The organism is Photorhabdus namnaonensis (genome assembly GCF_001684335.1).
GTDB lineage: Bacteria > Pseudomonadota > Gammaproteobacteria > Enterobacterales > Enterobacteriaceae > Photorhabdus > Photorhabdus namnaonensis.
Map to the genome: position 1 here is coordinate 1 of NZ_LOIC01000029.1, position 265 is coordinate 265.

1 protein-coding gene is annotated in these 265 nt (G+C 50.9%); it reads left to right on the forward strand.

Features of this window, described 5'->3' with window-relative positions; all coding sequences use genetic code 11:
• The coding region (locus Phpb_RS26595) for a phosphopantetheine-binding protein (protein ID WP_240492418.1) at positions 1 to 265 on the forward strand (265 nt) is incomplete at both ends.

Consider the following 265-nt stretch of genomic DNA (forward strand, 5'->3'; position numbering starts at 1 on the left):
AATTTCTTCCGTATCGGGGGCAACTCCCTGACGGCAATTCGGCTGACCACCGCCATCCGCCGCATACTGGCAACCGAGGTCTCACTGGCGCAGTTGTTTGCGCTAAAAACCATCGCAAACATGGCACCCCAGCTGGAACAACAGATTTATACGGTTATCCCTCATCTGGCACGAGAGCGTTATCCCTTATCGTTTGCTCAGGAACGGATGCTATTTATTGAGCAATTTGAACAAGGCTCCGATACCTACCATATCCCTTATCTGG